Below are 24,192 nucleotides of genomic sequence, written 5' to 3' on the forward strand. Positions count from 1 at the left end.
CACTTTAAAAAAACTCCTAAAACAAAAAGATTATGATCCGTACACTAAAAATACAATCTGAGCACCGGGAAAGTACTAACCCCATCAACCGTAGGAATTCCTATGGCTGGGATGTCCCATTGCTACAACTTAAAGGCAGGTGGCTCGAAAGAGCTGGATTTAAGCCCTATCAATATGCTGAAATCAAAGTTTCTGATGGAAAACTGATTATTCAACCAGCCAGGGAAGGAGGCTCACAATGATCAATGACCTGACTGGTGGCAAACTTCAGGAAACTCTGGAATTTGCCCGTAAGAACAATAACGGCAGTTTGAAACGCTGTATTGACAGGCTCAACAAAGTAGATGAAGAGCTTGGTACTGTAACTACCGTATACAATGACTTCGCTCCTAAATCTTTTGAATTTGTCAGGAAGAAGGAAGATAAGTTCTGTGGCAATGGTGGTATCATCTATCATGGCCCTCATGATGGTTATGGCAGTGGTGGTGCGCCATCATTCTCAGTATGTGTTGGTAAAACCCAGGGATGGGCAATTCACACTTAAAACCTATGGCAATGAAATTTACATTATCCTCAGATTTTAAATGTAACGGGCATCAGTTCATTCAGGGCAATGCCATTGAACTATTGCCTACATCAAGTTCCAGGCTGATCATGAAAGCAAATGGTCATGAATTCGATGTAGGGCCAATCATTTTAAACTTTCTGAATGAAGTGGAACATCCCAGCCTTGATGTATTGCTGCAATGGTCTCAGTCGCATATTTGTGAATCACCTACAGGACATCTTGTAGAAGTTCACGGCACAGGTCCCGATGGATTTCATTCATGGTTCAGATACCTTGACTACCTATGATTACCAAGAAAACTTACGAGCAACTCCTGAACAATTACTCAGGGTGCAATTTGGGAACATTCCTGAAAGAAAATTTACCAGTAATGTTTGAGTGCATGTTCTTTGATTTCTGGTTAAACCTGAAACCTCAAGAGATTCCTGCTAAACAAGTAAAAAACAGACCTATGAAACGCTACAAAGATGACCCCCGTATGATCACAACCCGATATGACGCACAATGCAAAACCTGTAAATGCAACATTCCTAAAGGCATGAATTGCTATTACTGGCCTAGAGGAAAGCATACTTACTGCACTTCATGTGGTGAAGCTCCTTACAAGGTATTTCTCTCCAATGCTGCCGATGAAGAAGTTTATCACGGCAGTGGTAATCCTTATTGTGGTTAAACTATAAAATATCAATGTGATGAAAACTAACAAACTTCCCCCCAAAGGTACTCCTGAATGGCACAGGCTTGAAATAGCCAGAAAGACTATCAGGATGCACCCTGCGATTGTGAATTTGCTTGGCGGAATGACAATTGATGAGGCAAAACAAGTTATACTACAATACTCATCGAAGCCATGAACTATAAACAGGTGTGCAGTGATTGCGGCTCGGAAGAAGTCGCCCGCTGCAAATGGGTGAATGTGAACACTGATCATATCTATGATGCTGATTCAGGAACTGTATTGGAATGGTGCTTCAACTGCAATGAGCAGACTACAATTGTGGAGAAACCTGGTCAACTGCAAAAGGAACCTTTAAAGGAGAATGTGTTATGAGCCAGGCAATTTATGACCTTACTACTGAAATTGCTAACCTGAGCGATAAAATATCAGGACATAGCAATGGTGGCAAAATCTACACAACGCCTATGGCATCAGAGTTGACCAAGCGTGAATACTTCATTGGCCTTGCCTTCCAAAGCCTGATGACCTATGCATATCCAAGTAAAAGTGTAAGTGAAATTTGCGCTATTGCTATTGAGGCTGGTACTGAACTGGCTAATAGGATTGAAACCTAAAACTAGGTTGACTCCTATAGATTCCCCCGGGTTCAATCCCGATGAACATATTTATCAGCTATTTTAATTAGTGACTGAGTGACCAAAACTTTACCGTATTGGGGTGTGTATGTAATATACACAAGGTACACCCCGGATGGTATGGAATTGTGTCACTCTGTCACTTTTAACCCTAATAGAAATGAAAGTAATATTCAGCTATACCACAAAAGAAGCTGTTGCTGACGGCACGCTTGTAAAGATTGATCAGCAATACCTGGATGAAGTTGGCATCAGAACACCTTTTTATCTGAGCAAAGCAGTCTTTGAAAAATACGTTAAAGTCCCGACTGAAATGAAAGGTGAGCAGGATGAAGATGGCAGACTTTGGGATATTCTTTGGATGTTCCGAGTATATGCCGGAGCCAATCCGAATGAAAATATTATCAGGTTCAAATTATCCTGCCGCTTACCAGACAAAGATGATTGGCTACCTAATGAAACCTTTGAGGATGATAGGTTATCAAGGATTGTAACACTGAAAGCAATTTGCTCAGCCAATGATATTGATGATCCGCAACCTGCTATCTTTATCATGATGCCAAATGAGGATTAGTCGTATTTAATTCACGGATAACGCTGAATAGCATGAGGACAGCTGAAAAACCATGCTCTTACTTTTATATTAACCCAACCCGGAGACTTTTTTTTAGACCTTCACCAGTGTTTAAGTGCACAGGGTTGCAATAATCCAACAGCAGCAGAACAGTTTCTAAAATTACTTGGAAGCTGTGCACTTGTGCACTCATTTCACAAAAATGCGCCTTATGCCTATGTTTTCAAGGGGCAAAGAGAATAGTTATGACATATTTATATAATATGAATGTATGCAAAAAGTATGCAAATAAAAAAAGCAACTCATAGGTTTGACTCCATAAATTGCTTATTATCAGTGTGAGATATACTGGATTCGAACCAGTGACCCCTTGCCTGTCAAGCAAGCGCTCTAAACCAACTGAGCTAATATCTCTTATTTTAAAATTTCATAGAACCAGTGCCCTCTTGCCTGTCATCCGCCGCGGCGGACTAAACCAACTGAGCTGATATCTCATAAGCCGCAAAAATACAAAATTGGCTTTGCTCAGCAACCATTATCTCAAAATTTCATAAGTTTGGCATCTCATATCTAAACTTTACCATCAGATGACTACCAAAACTTTTCTTACACTACTTGCTTTAGCCTGCCTGTGTTCCAACAACTCCTATGGCCAGGAAGAACAAAAACAGATTACGCTCGAAGACATTTGGGTAAGCGGAAAATTTAATCCAAAAGGTATCCGGGGACTGCTATCCATGAATGATGGGATACACTATATCGTCAGGGAAAGAGATTCAATCAATCAATATCGCTACGATAATAGCATGCTGGAGAATACAATCTTACATCCGGGCATGCTCATTCCCGTGGGTGAAGTAAACCCCATCAAATTTGGCAGCTATTCCTTCAGCAACGACGAGCAGAAGATATTGCTGGCCACCGCAACCGAAAGCATCTATCGCCATTCATCCCACTTAGATTATTATGTGTATGATCGGAAGCTTGAAAAACTAACGCTGCTTAGCCCAAATGGGAAACAAAGGCTTGCCGACTTTTCACCTGATGGAAGCAAAGTGGCCTTTGTCCGCGATAACAATCTCTTTCTTGTGAACCTTGATTCGGGTGTTGAGGTTCAAATCACACATGATGGCCTGGATCGCTGCATCATTAACGGCACCACCGATTGGGTTTACGAAGAAGAATTTGCGATCACAAAAGGATTTTACTGGTCGCCTGATGGAAAGAACATTGCATTTATGCGGTTCGACGAAAGCAATGTAAAGGAATTCTGGATGGAGAACTATGGCAATTTGTATCCTGAGCACCATAAATTCAAATATCCAAAAGCCGGCGAGGACAATTCGGTTGTTAGCATACATATATATAATGTATCAAGTGGAGAAATGATTCAAGTTGACACAGGCGAAGAAACCGACATCTACCTTCCCAGGTTTCAATGGACCAACAACCCTTCTCAACTCGCCATACAACGTTTGAACCGCCACCAGAACAAGCTGGAAATCCTTCTTGCCGATGCCGACTTAGGAAAAACCAAGATTATTTATACCGAAACCAATAAGTATTACATTGATATTACCAACGATTTCACATTTCTTAATGATGAAAATCATTTTGTGATCACGAGCGAGCAAAGCGGGTACAATCATATTTATCTGTATGATCTCAACGGAAAGCTGATCAGGCCGCTCACTTCAGGAAACTGGGATGTAACTGATTTTTATGGTGTTGACCCTAAAAACAACCTGGTTTATTATCAGGCAGCTAAACAACTGGCCTGGAATCGTGAAATCTATTGTGTGAACCTAAAAGGCAAAAATGATAAACGTTTATCAGAAGAGAACGGAAATTGCAGTGCCAGGTTCAGCACAACATTTGACTATTACATAGCGTTCAGGCAATCAATTGATCATCCCGATTATGTTACCATCAACGATAAGAGCGGGAAGACAATCCGCTTACTTGAAGATAATAGTGAGCTGAAGAAATTAGCGCAGGAGTACGGTTTTTCGCAAACGGAACTTTTTTCATTTACTACCTCTGAGCAGGTATTGCTCAATGGAATGATGATCAAACCGCCTGATTTTGACCCAAATAAAAAGTATCCTGTTTTTATGTATGTATATGGTGGGCCGGGGTCGCAATCAGTTACAAACTCATGGGGCCGCGGGCAAACCGGATGGTTTCAGATGCTTGCGCAAATGGGATATATCATCGTTTCAGTTGATAACCGCGGAACTGGCGGTAGGGGTGAGGAGTTTAAGAAAATGACCTACCTGCAATTAGGCAAATACGAAACCATTGATCAGATTGAAGCTGCAAAATACCTCTCATCATTGCCTTATGTTGATAGTTCAAGGATTGGAATCTTTGGCTGGAGCTACGGCGGGTACATGACTTTGCTCTGTATGACCAAAGGAAGCGAATATTTCAGTACGGGCATTGCAGTAGCTTCAGTAAGCTCATGGAGATATTATGATAATATCTACACCGAACGATACATGCGCACACCTCAGGAAAACCCGGGCGGGTATGATGATAATTCACCCATCAATTTTGCAGATCAGTTGAAAGGCAGGCTACTGCTGGTTCACGGCACTGCCGATGATAATGTGCATGTTCAGAATTCTGTTGAGATGATTGATGCCCTCGTAAAAGCAGACAAGCAATTTGACCTGATGTTCTACCCTGATCGTGATCATGGTATTTATGGAGGAAACACCAGGTTGCACCTTTTCAGGATGATGACAGAGTTTCTGAAAAAGAATTTGTGATAAGGTTTGGTACTTTGAAAACGAATGTATAATTTTGCAGCCCCTAAAAATAATTAATTAGTAAGTAGAAATAATATATGATCATTGTACCAGTAAAAGAAGGCGAAAACATTGATAAAGCCTTAAAAAAACTCAAAAGGAAATTTGAGAAAACCGGTGTAGTAAGAGAACTGCGCGAAAGACAGAAGTTCACAAAACCTTCAATCAAGAAACGTGAAGAAAGGCTCAAAGCCATCTACGTTCAGCAAATGCAAATCCAGGAGTTGATTTAAATCATATTTAAATCTTTTATTATCTCCACATATTTGGAGGTAAATTTGCTTGTACCGTAATAATGTAGTAATTTTAGCCGTTAATTACTATTGGGTATAGAAAGCATATTTGTCTCCTTATTTTTTTGATATGCGTGTTGATGATTTTATTCTTTTCCTTACTTCTGAGAAACATTACTCCCCTCATACCATAACCGCATACCGCAACGACCTTGTCCAGTTTTATGGATATATTGAATCTATCTACGGCAATATTGAATCTAAGGATATTGACCACCAGATCATTCGTTCCTGGCTTTCATACCTGATCCAATCAGGAGCAACCGCACGCTCAGCCAACCGCAAACTTTCCACATTAAAATCATACTTCAGGTTTCTTATTAAACGTGAAGTTATCCTGGTGAACCCAATGCAGAAGGTCGTTTCGCTTAAGACAGCCAAAAACCTGCCTGTATTCATCGAAAAGGGAAAGATGAAATCGCTTTTCACATCCGAACATTTTGAAGCCGATTTTAAAGGTGTGCGTAACAGGATCGTACTTGAGATGCTTTATGCAACAGGCATGAGGGTATCGGAACTAATTGGATTAAAACATATAGATGTAGATCTGGCATCAATGAACTTACGGGTCACAGGCAAAAGGAATAAGCAGCGTATAATACCTTTTGGATCCTATCTGTCAGATGCCATGAATGAGTTCATAAAAGTAAAAGAAGAGCAGTTTGGCTCTGTTTCACCTGATAGTTATTTCATCATTACTGAGAAAGGGGAGAAAGCCTATCCTAAACTCATTTATACAATAGTAACCCAAAGCCTGGCGTTTGTTACGACCCAGCCTAAAAGAAGCCCACATATTCTCAGACATAGTTTTGCAACAGGAATGCTCAATAACGGCGCCGATTTGAATGCGATTAAAGAATTGCTGGGACATTCCAGTCTAGCGGCAACGCAAGTATATACGCATAATACAATTGAACGAATCAAACATATTTACCAACAAGCTCATCCGAAAGCTTAAAACAAAAGGAGGCATTTATGAAGGTTAAGATTACATCAGTACATTTCAAAACAGATCAAAGACTGGACGACTTTATCCAGGATAAAGTAGGAAAACTCTCAGGCTTTTATGAAGGAATAATTTCAAGCGAAGTAACTCTAAGACTCGAGAACCACGATAAACAGGAAAATAAAATCGCTGAAGTGCGCCTGATTGTACGTGGTAATGACCTCTTTGCGAAAAAACAATGCAAGACTTTCGAAGAAGCTATAGATGATTCAGTAGAAGCTTTGCGCAAACAAATCAAGAAATACAAGGAAAAACTGAGGGGTGAATAATTTAGTGTAAAAAAAAACTACAAGTATTTTTGTAGTTTCATGGAACTTTTATACTTTTGCAGTCCTTTTTTTAGAAAGGACTGCTTTCATTAATAGCATTGAATATTCCGCCGAAATGGATCATTGCCGCACAAAAGCAATCAATATAAAGAGGGTTTAAGTTCATAGATTGTTTTATCAGAGGGTGATTGACTTAAGGAAGGGATAAAGTATAGACGCCGATATAGCTCAGCTGGCCAGAGCAGCTGATTTGTAATCAGCGGGTCGTGGGTTCGAATCCCTCTATCGGCTCAGTTCTTTAAAGTATTGTTCATGGGGAGATACCAGAGCGGTCAAATGGGGCAGACTGTAAATCTGTTGGCGAAGCCTTCGGAGGTTCGAATCCTCCTCTCCCCACTGGTTTTATTAGCGGAAGTAGCTCATTTGGTAGAGCGAAAGCCTTCCAAGCTTTAGGTGGCGGGTTCGAGCCCCGTCTTCCGCTCAGTTTTTAAGGCCGATGTAGTTTAAAAGATCCTGGCTGGGCCGGGAGTTACAATATGGGCTGCAAAGGCATGGAAATATTAGATAATCAGCCGATGTAGCTCAGGGGTAGAGCACTTCCTTGGTAAGGAAGGGGTCATGAGTTCAAATCTCATCATTGGCTCAATTTTAGTTGAAAACCAACTTTTATTAATCAATAACAATTAATTCGATATGGCAAAAGCAAAATTCGAACGTACAAAACCCCACGTTAATGTTGGCACAATTGGCCACATTGACCATGGCAAAACCACCCTTACCGCTGCAATTACCCTGGTACTATCAGCAAAAGGTTTATCGGAATTCAAGTCGTTTGATTCCATTGATAATGCTCCTGAAGAAAAAGAAAGGGGTATTACCATTAACACTGCCCATGTTGAATACCAAACAGAAAACAGGCACTATGCTCACGTTGATTGCCCCGGCCACGCTGACTATATTAAAAATATGGTTACAGGTGCTGCGCAGATGGATGGCGCAATTCTGGTTGTTGCCGCAACCGATGGCCCAATGCCTCAAACGCGTGAACATATTCTGCTTGCCCGTCAGGTTGGTGTTCCACGTCTGGTAGTTTTCATGAACAAAGTTGACCTTGTTGATGACGAAGAACTTCTCGAACTCGTTGAAATGGAAATCCGCGATCTGCTGACTTTCTATGGCTTCGACGGCGAAAACTCTCCTGTTATCCGCGGTTCAGCCCTGGCAGGCTTAAATAATGAACCAGCCGGACAAGATCAGATTATGGAATTAATGAATGCAGTTGACACCTGGATACCACTTCCGGTCCGTGACCGCGATAAGGAATTCCTCATGCCGGTTGAAGACGTGTTCTCAATCACTGGTCGAGGTACAGTTGCAACCGGAAGAATTGAAACCGGTGTTATCCATGTTGGCGACCCTGTAGATATTATCGGTTTGGGCGCTGAAAAAATGAAATCAGTAGTAACCGGTGTTGAAATGTTCCGCAAACTTCTCGATACTGGTGAAGCTGGAGATAACGCAGGTTTATTACTCCGTGGTATTGATAAGGATGCTATCCGTCGTGGTATGGTAATTGCCAAACCCGGTTCGGTAAAACCTCATAAAGAATTCAAGGCAGAAGTTTATATCCTGAAAAAAGAAGAAGGTGGCCGTCACACGCCATTCCACAACAGGTATCGTCCACAGTTCTATTTCAGGACCACTGACGTAACTGGTGAAGTTATTCTTCCGGAAGGTGTTGAAATGGTAATGCCAGGCGATAACCTCACAATTACTGTACAATTGATTCACCAGATTGCATTGAACAAAGGATTACGCTTTGCGATCCGTGAAGGTGGCCGTACTGTTGGTGCTGGTCAGATCACTGAGATTCTTGATTAATAGCTAATGTTTTATGAGAATTGCCAAAGCGGCAATTCTCATAAGCATTTTTGATTTTTAAATAGAAATTCAAACGGGTGTAGCTCAGTTGGTAGAGCATCGGTCTCCAAAACCGAGTGTCGGGAGTTCGAGCCTCTCCACCCGTGCAAACATTTGCAAATTATGGCAAAATTCAAATTACAAACATACGTCAGTGAAAGTTACGATGAGCTGATGCATAAAGTTTCCTGGCCTACATGGAGTGAGCTGCAGAGTAGTGCTATTGTTGTATCCATTGCTTCCCTTATAATCGCTTCGGTGGTTTATTTGATGGATAAATCCTTTCAAACAATCCTTGAACAATTTTACAAGCTTGTTTGATCGCAGCACTGCAACACATCAATTATATCCTGGTATTAATTCTTTTCAATTTCAACACTAAGCATGAGCGATGAATTAAAAAAATGGTACGTTTTACGAGCCATTACCGGAAATGAAAAGAAGGTGAAACAATACATCGAGAGTGAAGTCAATCGCTTAGGATTAAAGGATTATGTTTCGCAAATTCTTATTCCTACTGAGAAGGTTTACCAGATCAGAAAGGGTAAGAAAATCAGTAAAGAACGGAACTTCTTTCCAGGCTATGTCCTGGTTGAGGCCGTTTTAACCGGAGAGATTCCCCACGTTTTAAGAAACGTACCCGGGGTATTGGGTTTTCTTGGATCAAAAGGAGAACCTGAACCATTGCGGATGACAGAAGTTAACCGCATCCTGGGTAGAGTTGATGAAATGTCAGAAAAAGGGGAAGAATTGAATATTCCGTTTATTGTTGGCGAAACAGTTACAGTTATTGACGGACCTTTTAACAGTTTTAGCGGTGTGATCGAAGAGATCAATGAAGAAAAGAAGAGACTGAAAGTGATGGTTAAGATCTTCGGAAGAAAAACACCACTGGAACTAAGTTTCATGCAAGTTGAAAAAGAGTAGTACCTACACTGCCTGTTAAGGCATTTATTTATTTAGTATTCACCTATTTACCTGATAATAGAACATGGCAAAAGAAATAACTGGAATTATTAAATTGCAGATTAAGGGCGGAGCCGCTAATCCATCTCCTCCAGTTGGGCCTGCTTTGGGTGCGAAAGGGGTGAACATCATGGAATTCTGTAAACAGTTCAATGCCCGTACACAAAACTCTATGGGCAAGCTGATCCCTGTGATCATTACTGTTTTCAAGGATAAATCGTTCACTTTTATCGTTAAAACCCCGCCTGTTGCTGTTCAGTTACTTGAAGCATCAAAAGTTAAGAAAGGTTCTGCTGAACCTAACCGCGCCAAGATTGCATCAATTACCTGGGAGCAGGTTCAGGCCATTGCTGAAGCCAAAATGACTGACCTCAATGCTTTCACTATTGATTCGGCAATGAGTATGGTTGCAGGAACTGCCCGAAGCATGGGAATCACGATCAAAGGTAAATCACCCATTGCCGCTAAATAACGACAATGGATGAATGTGTTAAAAAACCTATGCAAACGCTAACTTATTAAAAAAGATGGCAACACTTACGAAAAAACGAAAAGAGTCTTTGGCTAAAGTTGACAAGAACGTTCTCTATAACTTACCCGATGCTGCTAAGCTTGTAAAAGAAATCACTTACACAAAATTTGATGCTTCAGTTGATGTTGATGTCCGCCTGGGCGTTGATCCACGAAAAGCCAATCAAATGGTGAGAGGTATCGTTACACTGCCCCACGGAACAGGTAAAACTATCAGGGTTCTCGTTCTTTGTACTCCTGAAAAGGAAGAAGAAGCCATTGCTGCTGGCGCTGATTATGTAGGACTTGATGACTATGTCACAAAAATTAAAGCGGGTTGGACCGATGTTGATGTGATTATCACTATGCCTACTGTGATGCCCAAAATTGGTGCACTGGGTAAAATTCTCGGACCCCGTGGTCTTATGCCAAACCCCAAAGCCGGAACCGTGACAATGGAAATTGGAAAAGCTGTGAATGAAGTGAAAGCCGGAAAGATCGACTTTAAAGTTGATAAATTCGGTATCATTCATGCCTCCGTTGGAAAGGTTTCATTTGATGTGGATAAGATCGTGGAAAATGCAAGAGAATTGCTCCAGACTATTGTAAAATTGAAACCCTCATCAGCAAAAGGTACTTATGTAAAGAGTGTTTTTATCTCAAGTACCATGAGCCCGGGTATTCATGTTGATCCTAAATCCATTAGCTTGTAGATATTATGAAGGTTCAACCATTCAATAATGGATCACGAACCGGATTAATATTGATTAAGCAATAACTGAAGGAGTTATGAAAAAGGAAGAAAAGACCCAGTTAATAGAATCTCTGAGCGAGCGGCTGAAAAGTCTCAGTTGCTTGTATATCACCGATACATCTGAATTGAATGTTGAAGTCACAAATCAATTACGCAGGCTTTGTTTCAAGAGAGATATCAAATTAATAGTTGTTAAAAACACCTTGTTAAGAAAAGCCATGGAGCGTTCCGAAAGGGATTTCTCAGGCTTGTACGATGTACTTACAGGGCCTACAGCTATCATGATATCCGATGTTGCAAACGATCCAGCAAAACTGATCAAGGAATTCAGAAAAACATCTCAAAGACCCGTACTCAAAGCCGCCTATATTGAAGAGATGGCTTACATTGGGGATGACCAGATTGATTTTCTCATCAACATTAAATCAAAGAATGAATTGGTTGGCGATCTCGTAGCATTGCTGCAATCACCAGCCCGCAACGTAATCTCAGCATTACAATCGGGTGGGGCGAAAATTGCCGGCATTGTAAAAACTTTATCTGAAAAAGACTCAGCAGCCTGATCAATTTTCAGATACCAGTCCGATTGAGACTGAATTTTAAAATTAATAATCAATTATCAAGAACATTTAAACAACTCAAATAAAATGGCAGATTTGAAAGCTTTCGCAGAACAACTGGTAAACCTTACAGTAAAAGAAGTCAATGAATTGGCTAAAATTCTGAAAGACGAATACGGAATTGAACCAGCAGCAGCTGCTCCTGTTATGATGGCAGGCGGTGCCGCTGATGCCGCTCCAGTGGTTGAAGAACAAACCCAGTTTGATGTAATCCTCAAACACCCCGGACAATCAAAATTGGCCGTGGTAAAATTAGTTAAAGAACTCACCAGCCTTGGCCTGAAAGAAGCTAAAGAATTGGTAGATGCCGCTCCTAAAGCAATTAAAGAAGGTATCTCCAAGGACGAAGCTGACGCACTGGTAAAACAGCTCGAAGAAGCTGGCGCTGAAGTTGAAGTTAAATAGCTTCAACACCGATTATACAAATAGACCACATCAACCTCCCGGAGGTTGAGTGGTCTATTTTGACCTATTCTCAATGCGGGTCGTCTTTACAAATTATTTAGCTGCAAACTTAAAATTCAATCAACCTTGGTACTAGTAAAATCAAACAGAATTAGTTTTGCATCTGCTCAGATTAAGGCCGAATATCCTGACTTTCTTGATATCCAACTTAAATCCTTCCAGGATTTTTTTCAGTTGGAAACCAATCCTGAAAACCGGGTAAATGAAGGCCTTTTTAAAGTTTTTAGTGAAAACTTTCCAATCTCAGATGCGCGCAACAATTTCGTCCTCGAATTTCTGGACTATTTTATTGACCCACCCCGCTACTCAATCGAAGAATGTATCGAAAGAGGCCTTACATACAGCGTTCCACTAAAGGCCAAACTCAAACTATACTGTACTGATCCCGAACACGAGGATTTCGAAACCATTATCCAGGATGTTTATCTTGGCATGATCCCTTACATGACTCCAAGGGGCACTTTTATCGTTAATGGCGCTGAACGCGTTGTGGTTTCTCAATTGCACCGCTCGCCTGGTGTCTTTTTCGGTACTTCATTTCATGCCAACGGACAACAATTGTATTCTGCACGTATCATCCCGTTCAAAGGATCGTGGATGGAATTTACGACAGACATCAATAACGTGATGTACGCATACATTGACCGTAAGAAGAAATTGCCGGTCACAACCCTGCTTCGGGCCATTGGCTACGAGAGCGACAGGGACATTCTTGAAATCTTCGGTCTGGCCGAAGAAATTAAAGTAAGCAAAACAGCAGTTAAAAAAGCTGTTGGAAGCCGCCTGGCTGCCAGGGTACTTAAAACCTGGATCGAAGACTTTGTTGATGAAGATACCGGCGAGGTTGTATCAATTGAAAGGACTGAGGTTATCATTGACCGTGAAACTGTCCTGGAGAACAGTCATATTGATATGATTGTTGAATCGGGCGCGAAAGCAATCCTTATTCACAAGGAAGGCGCGAATGTGCAGGATTACTCCATCATATTCAATACCATGCAAAAAGATACGGCCAACTCAGAGAAGGAAGCCGTTGAGTTTATTTATCGTCTGCTTCGTAATGCCGAGCCTCCTGATGAGGAAACAGCGCGCGGAATAATCGAGAAACTCTTTTTCTCAGACAAACGCTACGACCTTGGAGAAGTTGGACGTTACCGGATCAATAAAAAGCTTAAACTTGATATACCCGTTGAAACGCGCGTCCTGACCAAGGAAGATATCATTTCCATTATCAGGTATCTGATCGGGTTGATTAACGACCGTACTGAAGTAGATGACATTGACCACCTCAGCAACCGCCGCGTTCGTACTGTTGGAGAGCAATTGTACAACCAGTTTGGCGTTGGGCTCGCACGTATGGCGCGAACCATAAGGGAGCGCATGAATGTACGTGACAATGAGGTGTTCACACCCACCGACCTGATCAATGCCAAAACATTATCGTCGGTTATCAACTCATTTTTTGGAACCAACCAGCTCTCACAATTCATGGATCAAACAAATCCATTGTCGGAGCTAACACATAAACGCAGGGTATCTGCCTTAGGCCCAGGTGGTTTGTCGCGTGAGCGCGCCGGTTTTGAAGTGCGCGACGTTCATTATACCCACTATGGCCGACTTTGTACGATTGAAACACCTGAAGGACCAAATATTGGTCTGATCTCTTCGCTTTGCGTATTCGCAAAGATCAACCGGATGGGATTTATTGAAACACCTTACCAACGTGTTGTTGAAGGTGAAGTAATGCTAAAAGAAGCCCCAACTTATCTGAGTGCCGAAGAAGAAGAAAATAAAATTATTGCGCAGGCCAGCACTCCGATTGCTGACAACGGACACATTGCCGACGAAAATGTTAAAGTAAGGTACCTTGCCGATTATCCTATTGTGGATCGCACAAAGTTGCACCTTATTGATGTGGCACCCAATCAGATTGCTTCTATTGCGGCATCACTCATTCCATTCCTGGAGCATGATGATGCGAATCGTGCATTGATGGGATCGAATATGATGCGTCAGGCAGTTCCGCTCCTGAACCCTGAAGTTCCGCTTGTTGGAACAGGTATTGAGGAAGCTGTTGCCCGCGATTCGCGGGTGCTGCTCCATGCCGAAGGCACAGGTATTGTAGAATACGTGGATGCAAAGGAAATTGTGATCCGTTATACACGCGATGAAAATGAACGCCTTGTTAGTTTCGATGATGATGTAAAACGATATCAGCTAACCAAATTTGCAAGAACAAACCAGAATACCTGTATTAACCTTAGGCCTACGGTTCAAAAAGGAACTAAAGTTATCAAGGGACAAGTGCTCTGCGAGGGCTACGCCACTCAAAACGGCGAACTTGCTTTGGGTCGTAATCTCATGGTTGCCTTCATGCCCTGGAAAGGCTATAACTTTGAAGATGCCATAGTTATTTCCGAACGCATTGTCAGGGAAGATATCTTTACCTCGGTTCACATCGAAGAGTTTGTTCTGGAAGTACGCGACACAAAACGTGGTGTTGAAGAACTAACCAACGACATTCCAAATGTGAGTGCCGAAGCAACAAAAGATCTGGACGAGAATGGTTTGATCCGAATAGGAGCTGAAGTAAAAGAAGGAGATATCCTCATTGGCAAGATTACTCCTAAAGGAGAAAGCGATCCAACTCCGGAAGAAAAGCTTTTACGCGCGATCTTTGGCGATAAAGCCGGCGATGTGAAAGACGCCTCACTAAAAGCACCTCCATCCATGCGTGGTGTGGTTGTCGAAAAGAAACTTTTCTCAAGGGTATTTAAAGATAAAAAATCAAAAGTCAAAGATAAAGACGTTGTCAAAGTACTTGACGATGAATACACCCGTAACGTTAATGATTTAAAAACCAAGCTGGTTGATAAGTTAACCGTTATTCTGAACGGGAAAACCTCCCAGGGAGTTTCCAATAACTTCAGGGAAGTTGTGATCCCCAAAAAAACCAAGTTCACCCATAAATTACTTATGGGCCTTGATTATAACAACATTAATCCGAACCGGTGGACAACCGATAAGGATAAGAATGACATGATCAAGGAAATGATCAATAATTATGTGATTCATTACAAGGAGATTCTAGGCGTATACAACCGCAAGAAATTCGTTGCCACAGTTGGTGATGAACTTCCCAACGGTATTGTGCAAATGGCGAAGGTTTATGTAGCAAAAAAACGTAAACTTACTGTTGGCGATAAAATGGCCGGCCGTCATGGAAACAAGGGCATTGTTGCACGGATTGTTCGTGATGAAGATATGCCTTTCCTCGAAGACGGAACTCCCGTTGATATTGTTTTGAATCCTCTTGGTGTGCCTTCGCGTATGAACCTCGGGCAGATTTATGAAACCATCCTTGGTTGGGCAGCTTCTAAGTTAGGTTTGCATTTTGCTTCACCGATTTTTGATGGTGGCAAGATTGAACAAATCAACCAATACCTCCGAGATGCAAACTTGCCTGAAAACGGTCAGGTTTTTCTTTTCGATGGTGGAACCGGTGAGCGCTTTGACCAGCCTGCAACCGTTGGCTACATCTACATGATGAAGCTACACCACATGGTTGACGATAAAATGCACGCCCGTTCAATTGGCCCATATTCACTTATTACCCAGCAACCATTGGGTGGTAAGGCACAGTTTGGTGGTCAGCGTTTTGGAGAAATGGAAGTTTGGGCGCTTGAAGCTTTCGGCGCCGCTAACATTCTTCAGGAGGTTCTTACCGTAAAATCTGACGATGTAATGGGCAGGGCCAAGGCATATGAGTCAATTGTGAAAGGCCAGAACATGCCTACACCAGGAATTCCTGAATCGTTCAACGTTTTGATCCATGAACTCAGAGGCCTTTGCCTCGATGTAACCTTTGACTAGATCCCCCAAGGTAAAGTCAATGTGGATTTTTATATAATAGTTAAAATTTGGATATTTAATATAATCAAATGGCATTTAGAAAAGATAATCCCGTAGGCAGCGTTTTTTCAAGTATCACTATAAGCCTCACATCGCCTGAACATATTCTTGAACGTTCGAGCGGAGAAGTACTTAAGCCCGAAACCATTAATTACAGGACTTACAAACCCGAACGCGACGGACTTTTCTGCGAACGGATTTTCGGACCTGTAAAGGATTGGGAATGCCATTGCGGAAAATACAAACGCATCCGTTATAAAGGCATTGTTTGCGATCGTTGTGGTGTTGAAGTTACTGAGAAGAAGGTTCGCCGCGAACGTATGGGGCATATTCAATTGGTTGTGCCGGTAGCGCACATCTGGTTTTTCAGGTCTTTGCCAAATAAAATTGGCGCCTTACTTGGACTTACCACCAAGAAGATTGAAGCAATCATTTACTATGAAAAGTACGTGATTATCAATGCAGGTGTGAAACGCCACGATGGAATCCAATATCTTGATTTTCTCTCGGAAGAAGAATATTTTGATGTACTTGACACGCTTCCAAAAGACAACCAGTATCTCGATGATAGCGATCCTGAAAAGTTTATCGCGAAAATGGGCGCTGAAGCATTGCACGATTTATTAGCCAGGCTCGACCTCGACAAAGAATCTTTTGAACTTCGCGACCGCGCCAATAAAGAAACTTCACAGCAACGCAAGCAGGATATCCTTAAGCGCCTGCAGGTTTTTGAGGCTTTCCGCGATGGGCAGAAACGCATAGAAAACAGGCCTGAATGGATGATTGTAAAAGTAGTTCCGGTGATCCCACCCGAATTGCGTCCTCTCGTACCTTTGGATGGTGGCCGTTTTGCCACTTCCGATCTAAACGACTTGTACCGTCGTGTAATTATTCGTAACAATCGCCTCAAAAGGCTTATTGAGATCAAAGCACCCGATGTGATTATGCGTAATGAAAAACGCATGCTCCAGGAAGCTGTTGATTCTTTGTTCGATAATTCAAGAAAAGCCAGTTCAGTTAAAACTGAATCGAACCGGGCACTCAAATCGTTGAGCGATAGCTTGAAAGGTAAACAAGGTCGTTTTCGTCAGAACCTTCTCGGAAAGCGTGTTGACTACTCAGGCCGTTCGGTTATTGTGGTCGGACCGGAACTGAAGCTCTATGAATGTGGTTTGCCAAAGGAAATGGCTTCTGAGCTTTATAAACCTTTCATCATCCGCAAGCTTCTTGAACGCGGCATCGTTAAAACCGTAAAATCGGCCAAGAAAATTGTTGATCGCAAAGACCCGGTAGTATGGGACATTCTCGAGAGTATCCTTAAAGGTCACCCGGTTCTTCTTAACCGTGCACCAACGCTTCACCGCTTAGGCATCCAGGCTTTCCAGCCGAAACTTATTGAAGGGAAAGCCATTCAGTTGCACCCGCTGGTTTGTACTGCTTTCAATGCCGACTTCGACGGTGACCAGATGGCTGTTCACGTTCCACTTGGCAATGCTGCTATTCTTGAAGCCCAGATCTTAATGCTGGCTTCGCACAATATTTTGAACCCAGCCAATGGCGCACCTATTACCGTTCCATCGCAGGACATGGTTTTGGGTCTTTACTATATTACCAAAGGCCGTTACAACTCACCCGAACATTTAGTGAAAGGTGAAGGCATGACTTTCTATTCTCCTGAAGAGGTAATCATTGCTTACAACGAACGTATTGTTGATTTGCACGCCTATATAAAAGTGAGAATTGAAGTTCCTGAAAATGGAACCTATGTGCAGAAGATAATAGAAACTACTGTTGGCCGCGTTTTGTTTAATCAGGTGGTTCCCAAAGAATATGGTTATATCAATCAGTTGCTTACTAAAAAAGCGCTCAGGGACATTATCGGTGATATCCTTAAGAAAACAGGCAACGCTAAAGCTGCCAAATTCCTCGATGATATCAAGGACATGGGATTTACGATGGCCTTCAAAGGTGGATTATCATTTAACCTGGGTGATGTTATTGTTCCGGAAGTCAAGACTAAATTGATTGAAGAAGCCAACCTGGAGGTTGAAGAAGTGTTGATGAACTATAATATGGGATTCATCACCAACAATGAGAGGTATAATCAGATTATTGATATCTGGACACATACCAATTCGCACCTTACCACCACACTGATGGAGAAGCTGACGAAAGATAAACAAGGGTTCAACCCGGTTTACATGATGCTCGATTCAGGCGCCCGTGGTTCAAAAGAACAGATACGTCAGTTGTCGGGTATGCGTGGTTTGATGGCCAAGCCACAAAAATCAGGAGCAACAGGTGGCGAAATTATTGAGAATCCTATTCTGTCGAACTTCAAGGAAGGCTTATCCGTTCTTGAATACTTCATTTCTACGCACGGTGCACGTAAAGGTTTGGCTGATACAGCTCTTAAGACTGCCGATGCCGGTTATCTCACTCGCCGTTTGGTTGATGTTGCCCAGGATGTAATTATTTCAGAAGAAGACTGCGGAACCTTAAGGGGCTTGATGGTCACATCCCTGAAAAAAAGCGAAGAAGTTGTTGAAACACTCTTCGATCGTATCCTTGGCCGTGTTACCCTGCATGATGTGCATCATCCGCAGACCAACGAACTGATCATTGGCGCTGGCGAAGAACTTACAGAAAGCATTTGTAGCGTTATTGAAAATTCGCCCATCGAAACCGTTGAAATCCGCTCGGTATTAACCTGCGAATCAAAACAGGGTGTGTGTGCCAAATGTTACGGACGAAACCTTTCGACTGGAGCAATGGTTCAGAAAGGTGAAGCAGTTGGTGTTATTGCGGCACAATCAATCGGTGAGCCAGGAACACAGCTTACCTTGCGTACATTCCACGTGGGTGGTACTGCTTCAAGCATTGCCATTGCCTCTAAAGTGCTTGCCAAGTTTGATGGAGTCATTGAAATAGATGAACTGCGTTATGTTGAATATCAGGCAGCCGATGGCCGCGCTTATGATATGGTAATCGGGCGTTCAGCTGAAATGCGAATTGTTGATAAAAATACAAACATCGCACTCACATCATCCCATATTCCTTACGGATCGAAATTATATTTCAAAAGCGGTGCTGAAGTTACTAAAGGCCAGTTAATTGCTGAATGGGATCCCTACAATGCAGTAATCCTGTCTGAAGCTTCAGGAAAGATTGCTTATGAAAATATCCTTGAAGGTATAACCTTCAAGGTGGAATCTGACGAACAAACCGGCTATCACGATAAAGTAATTATCGAGACAAGGCAGAAGACCAAAAATCCTTCGATGAAGATTATGTCGGACGATAACATGGTGATCAAATCGTACGATATTCCTGTGGGATCGCACATAATCGTAGAAGAAGGGCACATCATCAAAGCAGGCGAAATCCTGGTTAAAATACCTAGAGCGATTGGAAAAATGGGCGATATCACTGGTGGTTTGCCTAGGGTTACCGAACTGTTCGAGGCACGTAATCCTTCTGACCCGGCAGTGGTTTCTGAAATTGATGGCGTTGTTTCATTCGGCAAAAAACTGAAGCGTGGAAACAGGGAAGTGATCATCACTTCCAAATCTGGTGAGGAAAAAAGTTACCTGGTTGCAACAACCAAGCAAATTCTTGCCCAGGAGAATGACTACGTCAAGGCTGGAACACCTCTGTCTGACGGCGCTACAACACCCGCCGATATCCTTGCTATCAAAGGCCCAATGAAGGTCCAGGAGTACATCGTGAATGAAGTTCAGGAAGTTTATCGTTTACAGGGTGTAAAAATCAACGACAAACATTTTGAGGTGATTGTTCGCCAGATGATGCGTAAAGTTGAAGTTGAAGATCCGGGAGATACCAAGTTCCTTGAAGGCGAATTGGTTAACAAAACTGATTTCCACGAAGAAAATGACTGGATTTTCGGTAAGAAAGTCGTGGTTGATTCCGCTGATTCCACCAATTATATTCCAGGTCAGATTTTGAGTGCGCGTAAACTGCGCGATGAAAATTCATTGCTCAAGCGTCGCGATAAAAAACTGGTTGAAGCCCGTGATGCGCAACCTGCAACAGGCCGACAGGTATTGCAGGGGATTACCCGCGCTTCGCTTCAGACCAAGAGTTGGATTTCAGCAGCATCATTCCAGGAAACCACCAAGGTGCTCACATCAGCATCCGTAATGGCAAAGAGGGATGAACTCATCGGCTTGAAAGAGAATGTTATTGTTGGCCACCTGATCCCTGCCGGTACCGGCTTGCGCGATTATGATCAGATAATAGTTGGTTCAACTGAAGAATACGAACAACTGATGGCCTCGAAAGGTGATTAACTTTAGTTATACCCTTTCTGGATAATCAAAAAACAAATATACTATGACAACAGAGAATCAGAAAAACAAGCAGATTAATATTGAGCTCAGCGATGAGATTGCCGAAGGAATCTATTCCAACTTGGCTATCATCACTCACTCTCATTCCGAATTTATTGTTGATTTTGTTAAAATGATGCCCGGGGTTCCAAAGGCTAAAGTAAAAGCCAGGATCATTCTAACACCTCAGCATGCCAAGCGTTTACTCAAAGCATTGAAAGACAATATTTCAAAATTTGAGTCTATGCATGGTTCAATTAAGGAATCTGAAACTGATACCATGCCTTTCAGCCTTGGCGCTCCTACAGCACAGGCTTAACTGCTTAGTGCATTAAAGTTATATTCCCTGCGTTGCAGTTATGCTTCGCGGGGATTTTTATTTTGGCAGCGGTGAATGTTGAAACTAAGACGAGTAAATGCTACTCTGAGTATGAATGAAAGTAACAAATCCCACATGAAAGGCTTCAATATGGATAGTCAATCATGCGGGATTCGTAATATTTGCTATCTGCTTTTATCAGGCGCTTGTGGCATTTCAGGAATTGGCCGGTAGTCTTTCAGTTCTTCAAGAATAACTTCAATGGCTTTATTCAATTGGTCGTCAATGCCCTGATATTCCCTGGCCGGATCGTTATCGAGCCAGATATCAGGTTCAACACCGAGGCCTTCAATAATCCATTCACTTTCATCAGCCGAATAACTGGCAAACTCAGGTTTACGCAAGTCAGCGCCATCCACAAAAGGTAATGGGCCGCGAATACCTACAACCCCTCCCCAGGTGGTCACGCCGATAATCTTTCCCAATCCATATTTGCGCCATCCATAAGGAAACAAATCGCCGTCAGAAGCGGAATATTGATTGATAAGCAGCACCTTTGGCCCCAGCATCATCTGGCCTGGAGTATGACCCGGGCGTTTTGAATTACGCGACATGTTTGATCTTTGAACCTCACGTTGAAGGCGTTCGAGTATCATTGGTGAAACATTTCCGCCTCCGTTTCCACGATCATCAATAATCAGCGCTTTTTTGCTGAGCTGTGGATAGAAATACTTCGAAAACTCGTTGAGGCCATCCGGGCCCATATCCGGAATGTGTATGTAGCCAACTTCACCATTGGTGGATTCTGACACTTTTCTGATGTTTTCCTGAACCCAGTTGTAATAATACAAATCCCCTTCATCTCTTATGGGAAGCACAATTACTTTCCTGCTTCCTTCAGCAGAAGGTTGCTTGTTTACAGTAAGTTCAACCTGCTTTCCGGCCTGACCCACCAATGATTCGTAGATATCAGTCATTTCGCTGGTCAACTGCCCGTTGACGGCAATAATAAAATCGCCTTCCGAAACGTCAACTCCGATTTCTTTTAGAGGGGAGCGTAATTTATCGCTCCAGTTAGCGCCATCAAGGATTCTTTCAACCTCGTAAAAACCGGATTCGTGACGCTTGAGTTGAGCTCCGAGTAATCCCAGATTCGTGCGTTTGGGTTTGATCAAATCACCACCATTGATATAAGCATGTCCAACATTGAGTTCGCCGATTAATTCTCCAATCAAATAATTCAGGTCGTGCCGATTTTTTACATAGGGCAACATAACGGCATATTTGTCGCGTGTGGCTTCCCAATCAAGGCCATGCATGTTTTCAACGTAAAAGAAATCCCGCATCTGCCTCCAGACCTCCACGTAAATTTGTTCCCATTCTTCGTTAAGGTTCACATTTACCCTTACACTTGACAGGTCAATATTCTTGTCAATATTGATTTTCGAAGAGGGAATATCTATTATCGCGTATTGTTTATCTTTTCTGACCAGCATTTTCTTTCCATCAGCCGATATTTCAAAGCTCATCTTGTTCGCCAGTTCGGTTTCCTTTTTTGCTTTCAGATCAAACATTTTAAGGTACGGACCCTGCGAACCCGATGGATTTTCAATGTAGTACACCTTGTCGTTGCCTGCCCATAATCCCCAATAGTTTGAAGGCGATACAGGAAGAGCAACAACCCTGTTACTGATTCCTTCAAGATCCACCTTTGTAACGCTTTCTTCCTTAGCGGGCTCATCCTTTTGCGACCCTTTTTTCTCAGTTTTCGCATCAGCGTTCTCAGTTTTTTTCTCGTCTGAAGCAATTTTAACTTCGTCGTTTTCAGGCGCAAAGGGTGAAACTGTTTCACTGGCAAGTGTGATCATATAAATCCGGCTCATGTTGCTGTATGAGTGGTTCCATTCAGTTTGGCTATAAGTTGGGTTAAAATCCCTGGCGGATGTAAACAGAAGATATCTTCCGTCGGTACTGAAAGTTGGTTGAAAGGAAGGATACCAGGTATCGGTCACGTCAGTTTTGCTTTTGCTTTGCGTATCGTAAAGAATAATTGTATTCATATTATAAGGCTTCGCATCTACGTAGGCAATCCAGCGGCTGTCAGGCGACCAGTCAAAGCTGTTATATTCCCAGATTTCCGATTGGGCTACAAGTACTACTTCCTGGGTTTCAATATCAATATATTGCAAACGAAGTTTCTTGTCATTCCATAAAATCTTTTTGCTATCCGGCGACCACTTTATATTGAACTTATAAGTATCAGCACCGGTTGTGAGTTGTTTGCGGGGTTCGCTGCCGTCTTGTTTCTGGATGTAAATTTCATATTCACCATTCAGGTCAGATAGGAAAGCTATCCATTTGCCATCCGGCGACCAGGCTGGTGCGCGGTCATGTGCAAAGCTTGATTGTGTGAGGTTGCGGGTCAAACCAGTTTTTGCCGGAACGGTAAAAATGTCGCCACGGGCCGATAATAACAACCTGCTACCATCAGGCGATAGGGTAGAGGAGCCAATGAATTCGGTGGCATCTTTGATTTCGTTTCTGGCCCATGTGAAATCATCTGCGATTTGGATATTAATTTTTTGTGAAGTTCGTGTGGCAAGATCAAAAATATGTACGAAACCGCCATTTTCATAAACAATGCGGCCATCACCCAGTGAAGGGAATTTGATGTCGTATTCGCTGTAGTTTGTAAGCTTGGTGGTAGTATTTGTTTCCAGATCAAATTCGAACAGATTCATGATCCGGTCACGGTTCGAAAGGAAATAGACTTTATTCCCATGCCACATAGGGAATATATCCTGAGATGGGTTTTCGAACAAACGCTTGCTCTCCCCGGTTTCAAAATCATACATCCAAACATCATCGGCCATACCACCTTTGTAATATTTCCAGGTTCTGAACTCCCTGAAAACTCTGTTGAAAGTAAGTTTGCTGCCATCGGGTGAGAAGCTGCAGAAACCCCCGGATGAAAGTGGCAACTCTTCCGACAAACCTCCTTCAATAGAAACCTTGAATAGCTGGCCGATAAAAGAGTTGAAGGTTTGTTTACGCGAACGGTAAACAATGTGTTTGCTATCGGGTGTCCAGGCCATTACAATGTTATTTGGCCCCATACGGTCGCTGATATCATCACGTCCGAGGGTGGCTGTATAGGTTAGTCTTTTGGGTTCGCCACCTAGCGCCGGCATTACAAATACCTCAGTATTTCCGTCGTACTGCCCTGTAAAGGCAAGCCATTTTCCATCTGGTGAAAATTTTGGAAACATCTCATAACCCGGATCGGAGGTAAGTTTGCGGGCCATGCCGCCATCTGTTTGTACTGTGTACAGGTCGCCGGCATAGGTAAAAACAACCTGGTTATTGTGAATGGCCGGGAAACGAAACAAACGGGCTTCATCCTGCGCCAAAAGGCTGATGCTGACCAGCAACAGACTAATCAAACTTGCTGTAATTTTCATGATATCGGTTTAAATTGAAAACTTGAAATAATTTCAAAAATACTAAAAACCCTTTAAAGATGTACCTTTGCAGGCTTAA

At 42.4% G+C, this 24,192-nt stretch carries 23 protein-coding genes and 6 tRNA genes; 27 read left to right on the forward strand and 2 right to left on the reverse strand.

The window, feature by feature from the left end:
* Positions 1-32: 32 nt before the first annotated feature.
* From IH597_10215 to IH597_10250, 8 genes are all read left to right on the forward strand, one after another.
* Positions 33-242 (forward strand): type I addiction module toxin, SymE family, encoded by a 210-nt coding sequence (locus IH597_10215; GenBank protein MBE0662834.1) that lies wholly within the window; start codon positions 33-35, stop codon positions 240-242.
* The gene (locus IH597_10220; protein MBE0662835.1) at positions 239-544 is read left to right on the forward strand and encodes a DUF4120 family protein; all 306 of its coding nucleotides are present in this window, start codon (positions 239-241) and stop codon (positions 542-544) included. The genes IH597_10215 and IH597_10220 overlap by 4 nt, the downstream gene beginning before the upstream one ends.
* Positions 545-555: 11 nt before the next feature.
* On the forward strand, positions 556-855 hold the full coding sequence (locus IH597_10225; protein MBE0662836.1) for a hypothetical protein: 300 nt from the start codon (positions 556-558) through the stop codon (positions 853-855).
* Positions 856-1,019: 164 nt separating this feature from the next.
* Positions 1,020-1,241: a hypothetical protein gene (locus IH597_10230; protein MBE0662837.1), complete on the forward strand. Its 222-nt coding sequence runs from the start codon at positions 1,020-1,022 to the stop codon at positions 1,239-1,241.
* A 19-nt stretch (positions 1,242-1,260) separates the two neighbouring features.
* Positions 1,261-1,422, forward strand: coding sequence for a hypothetical protein (locus tag IH597_10235; protein MBE0662838.1), 162 nt, complete (start codon positions 1,261-1,263; stop codon positions 1,420-1,422).
* On the forward strand, positions 1,419-1,619 hold the full coding sequence (locus IH597_10240) for a hypothetical protein (protein ID MBE0662839.1): 201 nt from the start codon (positions 1,419-1,421) through the stop codon (positions 1,617-1,619). Before IH597_10235 ends, IH597_10240 begins: the two co-directional genes overlap by 4 nt.
* Positions 1,616-1,861 carry a hypothetical protein gene (locus IH597_10245; GenBank protein MBE0662840.1) on the forward strand — a complete coding sequence of 82 codons (246 nt, stop codon included), beginning with the start codon at positions 1,616-1,618 and terminating at the stop codon, positions 1,859-1,861. Before IH597_10240 ends, IH597_10245 begins: the two co-directional genes overlap by 4 nt.
* A gap of 181 nt (positions 1,862-2,042) precedes the next feature.
* Entirely contained in the window at positions 2,043-2,456 is a 414-nt protein-coding gene (locus IH597_10250) for a hypothetical protein (protein ID MBE0662841.1), read from the forward strand.
* A 339-nt stretch (positions 2,457-2,795) separates the two neighbouring features.
* Here IH597_10250 and IH597_10255 read toward each other — a convergent pair.
* Positions 2,796-2,870 (reverse strand) — tRNA-Val (locus IH597_10255).
* A 173-nt stretch (positions 2,871-3,043) separates the two neighbouring features.
* Here IH597_10255 and IH597_10260 point away from each other — a divergent pair.
* The 19 genes from IH597_10260 to IH597_10350 all read left to right on the forward strand — a co-directional run bounded on the left by IH597_10260 (position 3,044) and on the right by IH597_10350 (position 20,652).
* Entirely contained in the window at positions 3,044-5,230 is a 2,187-nt protein-coding gene (locus IH597_10260) for a S9 family peptidase (GenBank protein MBE0662842.1), read from the forward strand.
* A gap of 77 nt (positions 5,231-5,307) precedes the next feature.
* Positions 5,308-5,502, forward strand: coding sequence for a 30S ribosomal protein S21 (locus tag IH597_10265; GenBank protein ID MBE0662843.1), 195 nt, complete (start codon positions 5,308-5,310; stop codon positions 5,500-5,502).
* Between the two features lie 130 nt (positions 5,503-5,632).
* Positions 5,633-6,520: a tyrosine-type recombinase/integrase gene (locus IH597_10270; protein MBE0662844.1), complete on the forward strand. Its 888-nt coding sequence runs from the start codon at positions 5,633-5,635 to the stop codon at positions 6,518-6,520.
* Between the two features lie 17 nt (positions 6,521-6,537).
* Positions 6,538-6,837: a ribosome-associated translation inhibitor RaiA gene (raiA, locus tag IH597_10275; GenBank protein ID MBE0662845.1), complete on the forward strand. Its 300-nt coding sequence runs from the start codon at positions 6,538-6,540 to the stop codon at positions 6,835-6,837.
* A gap of 217 nt (positions 6,838-7,054) precedes the next feature.
* Positions 7,055-7,128: transfer RNA gene (locus IH597_10280), tRNA-Thr, on the forward strand.
* A gap of 23 nt (positions 7,129-7,151) precedes the next feature.
* Positions 7,152-7,233 (forward strand) — tRNA-Tyr (locus tag IH597_10285).
* A gap of 12 nt (positions 7,234-7,245) precedes the next feature.
* Positions 7,246-7,318 (forward strand) — tRNA-Gly (locus IH597_10290).
* A gap of 90 nt (positions 7,319-7,408) precedes the next feature.
* Positions 7,409-7,480, forward strand: a tRNA-Thr gene (locus tag IH597_10295).
* A gap of 50 nt (positions 7,481-7,530) precedes the next feature.
* A complete protein-coding gene (gene tuf, locus IH597_10300; protein ID MBE0662846.1) occupies positions 7,531-8,718 on the forward strand; it encodes an elongation factor Tu in 1,188 nt (395 codons plus the stop codon).
* A gap of 73 nt (positions 8,719-8,791) precedes the next feature.
* Positions 8,792-8,864: transfer RNA gene (locus IH597_10305), tRNA-Trp, on the forward strand.
* A gap of 16 nt (positions 8,865-8,880) precedes the next feature.
* Positions 8,881-9,078, forward strand: a complete 198-nt coding sequence (secE, locus tag IH597_10310; GenBank protein ID MBE0662847.1) for a preprotein translocase subunit SecE — start codon at positions 8,881-8,883, stop codon at positions 9,076-9,078.
* Between the two features lie 63 nt (positions 9,079-9,141).
* Complete coding sequence (gene nusG, locus IH597_10315) at positions 9,142-9,684, forward strand: transcription termination/antitermination factor NusG (protein ID MBE0662848.1); 543 nt, start codon at positions 9,142-9,144, stop codon at positions 9,682-9,684.
* Positions 9,685-9,748: 64 nt separating this feature from the next.
* On the forward strand, positions 9,749-10,195 hold the full coding sequence (gene rplK, locus IH597_10320) for a 50S ribosomal protein L11 (GenBank protein ID MBE0662849.1): 447 nt from the start codon (positions 9,749-9,751) through the stop codon (positions 10,193-10,195).
* A gap of 55 nt (positions 10,196-10,250) precedes the next feature.
* Entirely contained in the window at positions 10,251-10,946 is a 696-nt protein-coding gene (locus IH597_10325) for a 50S ribosomal protein L1 (protein ID MBE0662850.1), read from the forward strand.
* A gap of 76 nt (positions 10,947-11,022) precedes the next feature.
* Positions 11,023-11,550 (forward strand): 50S ribosomal protein L10, encoded by a 528-nt coding sequence (locus IH597_10330; protein ID MBE0662851.1) that lies wholly within the window; start codon positions 11,023-11,025, stop codon positions 11,548-11,550.
* A gap of 84 nt (positions 11,551-11,634) precedes the next feature.
* On the forward strand, positions 11,635-12,012 hold the full coding sequence (gene rplL, locus IH597_10335) for a 50S ribosomal protein L7/L12 (GenBank protein ID MBE0662852.1): 378 nt from the start codon (positions 11,635-11,637) through the stop codon (positions 12,010-12,012).
* Positions 12,013-12,138: 126 nt separating this feature from the next.
* The gene (rpoB, locus tag IH597_10340; protein MBE0662853.1) at positions 12,139-15,945 is read left to right on the forward strand and encodes a DNA-directed RNA polymerase subunit beta; all 3,807 of its coding nucleotides are present in this window, start codon (positions 12,139-12,141) and stop codon (positions 15,943-15,945) included.
* Positions 15,946-16,013: 68 nt separating this feature from the next.
* Positions 16,014-20,294: a DNA-directed RNA polymerase subunit beta' gene (gene rpoC, locus IH597_10345; GenBank protein ID MBE0662854.1), complete on the forward strand. Its 4,281-nt coding sequence runs from the start codon at positions 16,014-16,016 to the stop codon at positions 20,292-20,294.
* A 43-nt stretch (positions 20,295-20,337) separates the two neighbouring features.
* Positions 20,338-20,652 carry a DUF3467 domain-containing protein gene (locus IH597_10350; GenBank protein MBE0662855.1) on the forward strand — a complete coding sequence of 105 codons (315 nt, stop codon included), beginning with the start codon at positions 20,338-20,340 and terminating at the stop codon, positions 20,650-20,652.
* 185 nt (positions 20,653-20,837) lie between these two features.
* Here the strand turns inward: IH597_10350 and IH597_10355 are convergent, their stop codons facing one another.
* The gene (locus IH597_10355) at positions 20,838-24,113 is read right to left on the reverse strand and encodes a PD40 domain-containing protein (GenBank protein ID MBE0662856.1); all 3,276 of its coding nucleotides are present in this window, start codon (positions 24,111-24,113) and stop codon (positions 20,838-20,840) included.
* Positions 24,114-24,192 lie beyond the last annotated feature (79 nt).

The sequence above is a fragment of the Bacteroidales bacterium genome (assembly GCA_014860575.1).
GTDB lineage: Bacteria > Bacteroidota > Bacteroidia > Bacteroidales > JAAYJT01 > JAAYJT01.